The 8,703-nt window shown below is 35.4% G+C and carries 8 protein-coding genes; 7 read left to right on the top strand and 1 reads right to left on the bottom strand.

Annotated features, from left to right (window positions below):
• Window positions 1-463 precede the first annotated feature (463 nt).
• From ACQKP0_RS03240 to ACQKP0_RS03215, 6 genes are all read left to right on the top strand, one after another.
• Window positions 464-1,006 (top strand): helix-turn-helix domain-containing protein, encoded by a 543-nt coding sequence (locus ACQKP0_RS03240; RefSeq protein ID WP_427404367.1) that lies wholly within the window; start codon window positions 464-466, stop codon window positions 1,004-1,006.
• 192 nt (window positions 1,007-1,198) lie between these two features.
• A complete protein-coding gene (locus ACQKP0_RS03235) occupies window positions 1,199-2,305 on the top strand; it encodes an ABC transporter ATP-binding protein (RefSeq protein WP_427404366.1) in 1,107 nt (368 codons plus the stop codon).
• Entirely contained in the window at window positions 2,295-3,086 is a 792-nt protein-coding gene (locus ACQKP0_RS03230) for an ABC transporter permease (RefSeq protein ID WP_427404365.1), read from the top strand. The genes ACQKP0_RS03235 and ACQKP0_RS03230 overlap by 11 nt, the downstream gene beginning before the upstream one ends.
• A gap of 10 nt (window positions 3,087-3,096) precedes the next feature.
• Entirely contained in the window at window positions 3,097-3,900 is an 804-nt protein-coding gene (locus ACQKP0_RS03225; protein ID WP_427404364.1) for an ABC transporter permease, read from the top strand.
• Window positions 3,897-4,970, top strand: a complete 1,074-nt coding sequence (locus ACQKP0_RS03220) for an ABC transporter substrate-binding protein (RefSeq protein ID WP_427404363.1) — start codon at window positions 3,897-3,899, stop codon at window positions 4,968-4,970. The genes ACQKP0_RS03225 and ACQKP0_RS03220 overlap by 4 nt, the downstream gene beginning before the upstream one ends.
• A gap of 348 nt (window positions 4,971-5,318) precedes the next feature.
• Window positions 5,319-6,236: a helix-turn-helix transcriptional regulator gene (locus ACQKP0_RS03215; protein WP_427404362.1), complete on the top strand. Its 918-nt coding sequence runs from the start codon at window positions 5,319-5,321 to the stop codon at window positions 6,234-6,236.
• Window positions 6,237-6,400: 164 nt separating this feature from the next.
• Here the strand turns inward: ACQKP0_RS03215 and ACQKP0_RS03210 are convergent, their stop codons facing one another.
• Complete coding sequence (locus ACQKP0_RS03210) at window positions 6,401-7,597, bottom strand: hypothetical protein (RefSeq protein WP_427404361.1); 1,197 nt, start codon at window positions 7,595-7,597, stop codon at window positions 6,401-6,403.
• Between the two features lie 213 nt (window positions 7,598-7,810).
• Between ACQKP0_RS03210 and ACQKP0_RS03205 the strand changes: the two genes are divergently transcribed.
• Window positions 7,811-8,563 (top strand): zinc ribbon domain-containing protein, encoded by a 753-nt coding sequence (locus tag ACQKP0_RS03205; protein ID WP_427404360.1) that lies wholly within the window; start codon window positions 7,811-7,813, stop codon window positions 8,561-8,563.
• Window positions 8,564-8,703 lie beyond the last annotated feature (140 nt).

Below are 8,703 nucleotides of genomic sequence, written 5' to 3'. Positions count from 1 at the left end.
AGCGAGAACGGGAGTCAATCAAGCATTATGATTCCCGTTCAAAGTGATTTGAAGCGAGAACGGGAGTCAATCAAGCATTATGATTCCCGTTCAAAGTAATTTGAAGCGAGAACGGGAGTCAACCAAGCACTATGATTCCCGTTCAAGTCGATTTGAAACCGAGAACGGGAGTCAATCGGACTTGTTTGCCTTTATTTTAACGGTCCTATAAGGAGAGCGAAAAATGTCCTAAGTGATCAATCTACACTAGGACGTGATCAAGGCAGTGTTAGCGATTTTGTTTTTTCTTAATGTCTTTTTAGGAAAACCTAAAAAGAAAAAATAGTACTTTTACAGTAATTTCATGATTGAATTTTTTAAACAATTATGTATAATGGTCTAGGGAAGTAAACTTATAGTTTAGTATTAGTTAACTTTATTTATTGGTAGTTTACTATTACTAAACAGACTCGAGGGTTAAACGATGCAAATCGGAAAAAAAATAAAAAATTTACGTTTGAAAAAGGGATTAACTCAAGAAGAGCTTGGTGAACGAACAGATTTAAGCAAAGGATATATTTCACAGATTGAACGTGACTTAAGTTCTCCGTCCATAGAAACATTTTTTGATATGTTAGAGGTTCTTGGCTGCACACCAAAAGATTTTTTTGATGAACAGGAGCTAGAGCAAAAAGTAGTTTATGGGGAAGAGGACCAAACTGAATATGTCGATGAAGAGCATGGGTATAAAATTCAATGGCTTGTACCTGAATCCAATGAAAAGGAAATGGAACCGATCATTCTAACGCTTGAAGAAAAAGGCGAGTTTAAAGAATTTGAACCATCATTATCAGAAACATTTGCCTATGTATTAAGCGGAAAAATTATCGTTCGTTTAGGTAAAAGAGTGTATTCAGCGAAAGCTGGGGAAGTCATTTATTATCATGCTTCAGAAAGGCATCAAATTATTAATGATGACTCAAGCTCATCACAAATTCTTCTTGTAGCAACAGAATCTTATCTTTAAAAACGGCTCTTTTCTTATCTATTTTTCCTTTTGAATAGAAAATCTTAATAATGAGAATCAAAACCTTGCGGAAGAAGCATTTTATTAAGAAAAGATGCCATGATGCAAAATAATTTTAGGATTTTTCCATTCTGTACGAAATAGCAATAAACTTCCGAAAAGAGCATTCATACTTAAGGAGGGAAGCCTACTATGACTGAAAATACAATTATTCGTTTTGAAGAAGTGACAAAGCAATACGATGATGACCCACCTGTCTTAAATAATGTTAGCTTTGAAATTGAAAGAGGAAAATTCTATACGCTTCTCGGTCCATCTGGATGCGGTAAAACAACGATTCTTCGCTTAATTGCCGGTTTTACAGAGCCAAGCCAAGGGAAAATCTATTTCAATGGAAAATTAATTAACCATGTTCCTGCTAATGAACGTCAGGTTAACACGGTTTTTCAAGATTACGCACTTTTCCCACATTTAAATGTATTTGAAAACGTGGCATTTGGTCTGCGTATTAAAAAAATGAAAAATTCTCAAATTCAACAAAAGGTAAAAGAAGCATTAAAGTTCGTCAACTTAGAAGGATATGAAAATCGTGAAATAAGAGAGATGTCAGGGGGACAACGTCAACGTGTAGCGATTGCACGTGCTATTGTAAACGAACCTGAAGTAATTCTTCTAGATGAACCGCTATCTGCATTAGATTTAAAGCTTCGTACAGAGATGCAGTATGAGCTCCGTGAATTACAGCGCCGTCTCGGTATTACTTTTATTTTTGTTACGCATGATCAAGAAGAGGCGCTAGCGATGTCAGATGAAATTTTTGTTTTAAATAAAGGGAAAATTCAACAGAGCGGTACTCCGACAGATATTTATGATGAGCCAATTAACCGCTTTGTAGCTGATTTCATTGGGGAATCGAATATTGTCCCAGGGAAAATGCTTAGAGATTTCGAGGTGGAATTTGTTGGAAAGTCTTTTGAGTGTGTGGACCAAGGACTTAATCCGAATGAACCGGTCGAAATCGTTATCCGACCAGAGGATTTGGAAATAACGAAAAAGGATCAAGGGAAGCTTAAGGTCCGTGTTGATTCCCAGTTATTCCGCGGGGTTCACTATGAGATTTGCTGTTATGATGAGGCTGGAAATGAGTGGCTTGTTCATTCAACGAAAAAGGCCGTAGTTGGTGAAGAAATTGGCCTCTATTTTGATTCAGAAGCCATCCATGTTATGAGATTTGGAGAAACAGAAGAAGAATTTGACAAACGTTTAGAAGCATATCATGAGGGCGACCATGCAAACTAGATCGCGCAACATATATCTCATCCCTTATGTATTATGGATTATTCTTTTTGTTGTCGCTCCAATTCTTCTCATCCTTTATTATTCCTTCTTTAATATAGAAGGGGATTTCTCTTTTGAGAATTATAAAAACTTTTTTACACCTGTATATTTGAAAATGACTTTAAGCTCATTTTGGTATGCATTTTTGATTACAGCTATTTCTCTTATTGTCGCTTACCCAACAGCGTACTTATTAACAAAAACAAAGCATAAACAATTATGGCTATTATTAATAATTTTACCTACTTGGATTAATTTGCTTTTAAAAGCATATGCGTTTATTGGAATATTTGGGACGTACGGGGCAGCCAATTCCTTTTTAGAATGGATCGGAATTGGTACGCAGCAAATCTTATTTACGGACTTTAGTTTCTTGTTTGTAGCGGTTTATATTTTCATTCCGTTTATGATCATGCCGATTTTCAACTCACTTGAAGAATTAAATCCGACATTAATCGATGCTTCAAGAGATTTAGGTGCGTCTCCATGGACGACTTTTCGTAGGGTTGTTTTTCCGCTTACGATTGATGGGGTAAAGTCTGGATGTCAGGTCGTATTTATCCCGGCGTTGTCCTTATTTATGATTACCCGCTTAATTGCTGGAAATCGTGTGATTACACTAGGTACAGCTATTGAACAGCATTTCCTTGTAACTCAAGATTGGGGAATGGGTTCAACAATCGCGGTTTTCTTAATTATTGCGATGGCGATTTTTATGATTTTAACAGGTAATAGAAAGTGAGGGGAGTAGAATGAAGAAAAAAGGAATATTTTCAAAACTGTTTTTAGCTATTATTTTTATCATTTTATACGCCCCGATCTTCTATTTAATGCTTTACTCCTTTAATAGTGGGGGAGCCATGCATGATTTTGAAGGGTTTACTCTTGAATGGTATAAAGATGTATTTCATGATACAAGGCTTTTAATCATCGTTTTAAATACGGTAGTTATTGCCCTTTTATCTGCTGCACTTTCAACCATTCTTGGTGTCATAGGTGCTCTTGCTATCTATATAGTTCGAAAAAGACGGACGAAAAATACGTTATTAACATTAAATAATGTGCTTATCGTAAGTCCTGATGTAATTATCGGTGCGTCCTTTTTAATCTTTTTTACGATTCTTGGCATTAAATTAGGATTTATGTCTGTTTTGCTATCACATATCGCGTTTAGTGTTCCAATTGTCGTGTTAATGGTATTACCGAAACTGCAGGAGATGAGTCCAACATTAATTGATGCAGCACGAGATTTAGGAGCAAGTCGCTGGAATGTATTATCTAAGGTTGTTCTTCCTTTTATTACTCCAGGGATATTTGCGGGATTTTTTATGGCTTTAACTTATTCCTTAGATGATTTTGCCGTTACTTTTTTCGTAACAGGAAACGGATTTTCAACTCTATCTGTTGAAATTTATTCTAGGGCAAGACAAGGAATATCTTTATCAATTAATGCTTTATCAACACTCATCTTCTTATTTACGATTATTCTCGTAATCGGCTATTACTTTATTAATCAGCGCAATAACCGCCCGAATGGAATGGGGGTTAAGAAATGAAACAGCTTGTACGTGTGTTTCTAACTATTTTTATCGTATCTTTTGCCCTTATTTTCTTAATTAACCGGCTTAATTCATCCCAAGGATTATCAGGTGGTAACACGCTAACTGTTTATAACTGGGGAGATTATATTGAGCCGAAATTAATTAAGAAGTTTGAGAAGCAGACAGGAATTAAAGTGATCTATCAAACCTTTGATTCGAATGAAGCGATGATGACAAAGATTGAACAGGGTGGAACAACCTTTGATGTTGCTGTGCCATCCGAGTATGCAATTGAGAAAATGAAGGAAGAGAATTTGCTTCTTCCAATTGATCATTCAAAGGTTCCAAATTTGAAATATATCAATCCGCGTTTTCTAGATCTTCCATTTGATAAAAACAATGAGTTTTCTATTCCATATTTCTGGGGAACGGTTGGGATTGTCTATAATCCAAGTTTATTAAATGGAAAGAAAATCACAAGCTGGAATGATTTGTGGGATAAGGATTTGCATAATCAAATACTTCTTGCTGATGGAGCACGTGAAGTGATTGGTATGGGCTTAAATAGTCTTCATTATTCATTGAACGATACGAATGAGGCCCATCTGCAAGAAGCGAAGAGTAAGCTCGATCAACTAATGCCAAATGTCAAAGCGATTGTTGGAGATGAAATTAAATTGCTCCTTGCTAATGAAGAAGCAGCTGTTGGTGTTGTTTGGTCGGGTGATGCTAATGAAATCATTAGTGAAAATGAGAAGCTTGATTATGTCGTACCAAAGGAAGGCTCCAATCTTTGGTTTGATAATATCGTTATTCCAAAAACAGCAAAAAATATAGATGGAGCACATAAATTTATTAACTTTATGCTCGATCCTAAAAATGCTGCAGCAAATGCTGATTATGTGGGGTATTCAACTCCAAATGAGGGAGCATTAAAATATTTGCCTAAGGAAGTATCTGAAGACAAACGGTTTTATCCGGATTTGGATAAAGCTGAGGGACTTGAAGTATATGCTAACTTAGGAAAAAGAATGCTCGCCCATTATAATGAACTTTTCTTGGAGTTTAAGATGCATAGGAAGTAAAAATGAAAACCGATTTTGGCTAATGGCTGAAATCGGTTTTTTTTGAAAGGTAAGAAAGTATAAAATTTACTAAGGGTATTAGACATGAAAAGTGTCTGCTATGTCTAGCTCCAGCGCCTATCGGCTAGCGGAATTTCTTCGTCTCCTCCCTACGATAAGTCAACAACGGCTCCTGAACTACCTCGCCGTGTTTCCTTTATCTCAGTCGAAGACTACGAAATCCGTACGCTAGAGCTGCGTCGCTTGCGCTTTTCTAATAATGAATATTTTTATAAGAATCATGGTCTTACACTATCTACTAAAGTAGAATTTAGATAAGATATTTATCTTTTCAAAGGAGAATTTACGATGAAACTGGATAGGCTGTTGGCTATTATAATGATTTTAGTTAATCAAAGACGTGTGCAGGCACAGGAACTAGCTGAAATGTTTGATGTTTCCGTAAGGACCATTTATCGCGATATAGATACGCTTAATCAAGCGGGAATTCCAATTGTGACGTATCAAGGCCAAAATGGAGGAATTGGGTTAATTGATGGATACAGAATGGATAAGCATGTCCTAACAAGAGATGAACTGAATGCTATTTCAATTGCATTAAAGAGTATTTCCACATCCTATCAAGATGTACATGCGTCAGCTGTTTTGGAGAAACTAAAAGGTATCACAAATGAACAGCAGCCTCCTGAATCTATTTTTATCGATTTTAGTCCGTGGGGCGGGAGTCCGGTATTAAAAGAAAAAGTGACAATGCTGAAAAAAGCGATCGAGACGTCAGTATGTGTCCATTTTTTCTATTCGAATAGTTCCGGTGAGGAGTCTGAGCGTGAAGTAGAACCACATACAATTGTCTTAAAAGGGCAATCATGGTATTTATATGCTTTTTGCTTAAAGAAGAAGCAGTTCCGATTGTTCAAGATTGCAAGAATGAAAGAATTGACTGTGGATGAAAAAGAATTTGAAAGAAAAGAAGTTCAACTTGACGAATCGCCGTGGGATAAAGAATGGTATCATCCAGAACGAATCACTACACTAGTTTTTACATTTCAATCACGTGATCTAGCAATGATAGAAGAAATGTTTGGAGTAGAGAATGTAACGAAAGATGAGGAGGGAAGGTTTATAGTTAGAACAGAAATGCCAGAAGATGAGGGTATGTATCGCTTTTTGCTCGGTTTTATGGATCAAATTGAGGTTATTGAACCGATCCATGTTAGGGAAAAATTAAGAGGATTATTGAAGAAGATGGGGGAGATTTATAAATAATGCTTTGTTAATGATTATTATTGATAAAATTCCCTGTAGGGTATGCGTGAAGCGATTTCTATACGGAGTATAGCTAGCTGAACGCATACCCTACAGGACTTTTTCAGAAACAACAGTATTGGTTAACAAGGCTATAATTAAAAAGGAGTGACTATCCTTCCCATCTAAACGTTAAGAAATAATAAATGATCTTCCTCACGATATATTCCTTTTATTTTTCCTATCCCGTCAATCTCTATATATTCATCATAGACTTTTGGTTTATTTGTTAGGTTCAAATGCAATTTATTAATATTTTTAATCGCATCTGTATATTGGGCTATAGCAGGTTGGTGAATATAATATTCTGTTTCTCCAATTTGTATTTTAATAAAATTTTGATGTAATAATTGTTTGCCATGAGATATGATGTTCATTGGATCAATAGAGGTAGCCTTAAGGTTCCCTTCTATAAAAAGATGGAATCCATCACTTTTTTCAAATTCCTCAAAAATTTTGAGTCTTTCCTCATTGATAAACTGTAAAATCTCCTGTGATTCGTAATCATATTGATAACTCATATTATGTAAAGGTTCTATCTCTATGAATTCTTTAAAAAACTCATATAATGTTTTCTCCGATTGCATAAACTTTTTCTGCCAATCTGTAGAAAACTCATCAAGTAACAGGCAAAGGAACAATCCAGACCCATAGCAGCTTCTGCGAATATGTACGTTAGATTCTTTTTTATCTATTAATGTTGGACTGTAGTTATTAACCACTTTATCAAAAGGAAGATTACTAGCTTGCTGAAATGCCTTTGCTTCAATATACCAGGCAGGTCCTTCAATGCTTTCAACGAGAAATTCGTATTGCGCATAATCACCAATGTTGTCTTTCCTCTGCTCCCTGATAAATATGAATTCGTTCAATAGTTTATTTTTTGATGGTTTCTCCGATGCCAATACAGCTTTAAAAAGGAGCTGTCTCTCTTTATTTCTTAAATCAATATTTTCTAATTGTATTGGATATTGGGCACCTAATAATTCGTTCGGGAATCTCTTTTCTTCTATTACGTATTGATAGCCATGAAAGAGTTCGTGTATTAAGAGTGAATAGATACTTTCACTGTTTTCATAGCGTTCAACATTTACAATAGCTGTAGGATAATCCTCGAATAAAATACAAGTATCTGCTATAAATTGCTCATTCCAAGGTAATACATAGGGTTCGTTATTAGCAGAAGAATGATTCGGATGATTGAAAAGATAAACGAATTCTTTGTTATATAGACAATATGCTACCGGTTTAAAATCTTTCCAGTAAAAGTCTAATTCTATTTCTTTCATCATTTCTGTTATTTTTTGGTATTTTTCAAGCATATGTAGTTTCACCTCTACCTAATAAGTATTCTGTTTCAAAAGTAAAATTCTTTCTTATTAGTATATTTCTATTTTTTATAATTTATATCCTTTTTGTGTTTGATTTTTTCTCCGTCTGGGGATGGAGATCGTAGTGAAAAATAAAAAATTCAAACCTGACATAAGGATGTCAAGTTAGGGTTCGTATAATGGGGGAAAAGGAGGTAATTTATTATGAATCAAATTTTTTGTCAAAGCTGTGGTATGCCAATGTCGGATAGTTCTGTTTTTGGAACGGAAAAATCGGGGGAGAAAAACAAGGAGTATTGCATCTATTGCTATCAAGATGGGAAGTTCAAGCAGCCGGATATAACGATGGAAGAAATGATAAACTTTTGTGTTCCGTTTATGGTTGAGGACGGGATGAAGGAGGAGGAAGCTTTAGCGATATTACAAAAAACGATGCCATATTTAAAACGATGGAGAAAGGAAGAACCGATTACCCAGCCAAGGTTTATAACGAAGGAAGGCTTTACTTTTGTAGGAGTCAGTACACGAACAAATAATGCAACAGAAGTAACTCCAGAAGGAAAAATACCAGAAATGTGGAGCAATTATTATGGCCAGCAAACTGCTAATCGAATTCCGAATCCGGTAGATTCAAGTAAAACAATTGCATTATACTCTGACTATGAAAGCGATGTAACAGGGGATTATGATTTTTCTATTGGTACTTTGGTGAGAGATAAAGAAGAGTTATCAAAAGAATTGGTTGTAAAAACAGTTCCTTCATCTACCTATGCTGTATTTACTACAAGTAAAGGAAAGGTATTCGATATCGTACCAATGGCATGGTTTGAAATTTGGAAATGGTTTGAGACATCGGGGGTTGAGCGTACCTATACAGGAGATTTTGAACTTTATGATGAGAGATGTGCCGATCCTGACAATGCGCAAGTTGATATTTATATAGCTATTAAGCAATAATCGATGCGGTTTAGATTGTATTAAATAGACTAATTTTCTAAATTGAAATTTTATGCATAACCCAATAAACAACTAGCGATTTTCCATTTCAGTATTGAAAATCGTTAGTTGTTTCAGCAACATATCTAGCTCCAGCAACT

The organism is Heyndrickxia sp. NPDC080065, from assembly GCF_050281185.1.
Taxonomy (GTDB): Bacteria; Bacillota; Bacilli; order Bacillales; family Bacillaceae_C; genus Heyndrickxia.
The sequence above is the reverse complement of the archived record's forward strand: the minus strand, read 5'-3'. Positions and strand labels throughout refer to the sequence as shown.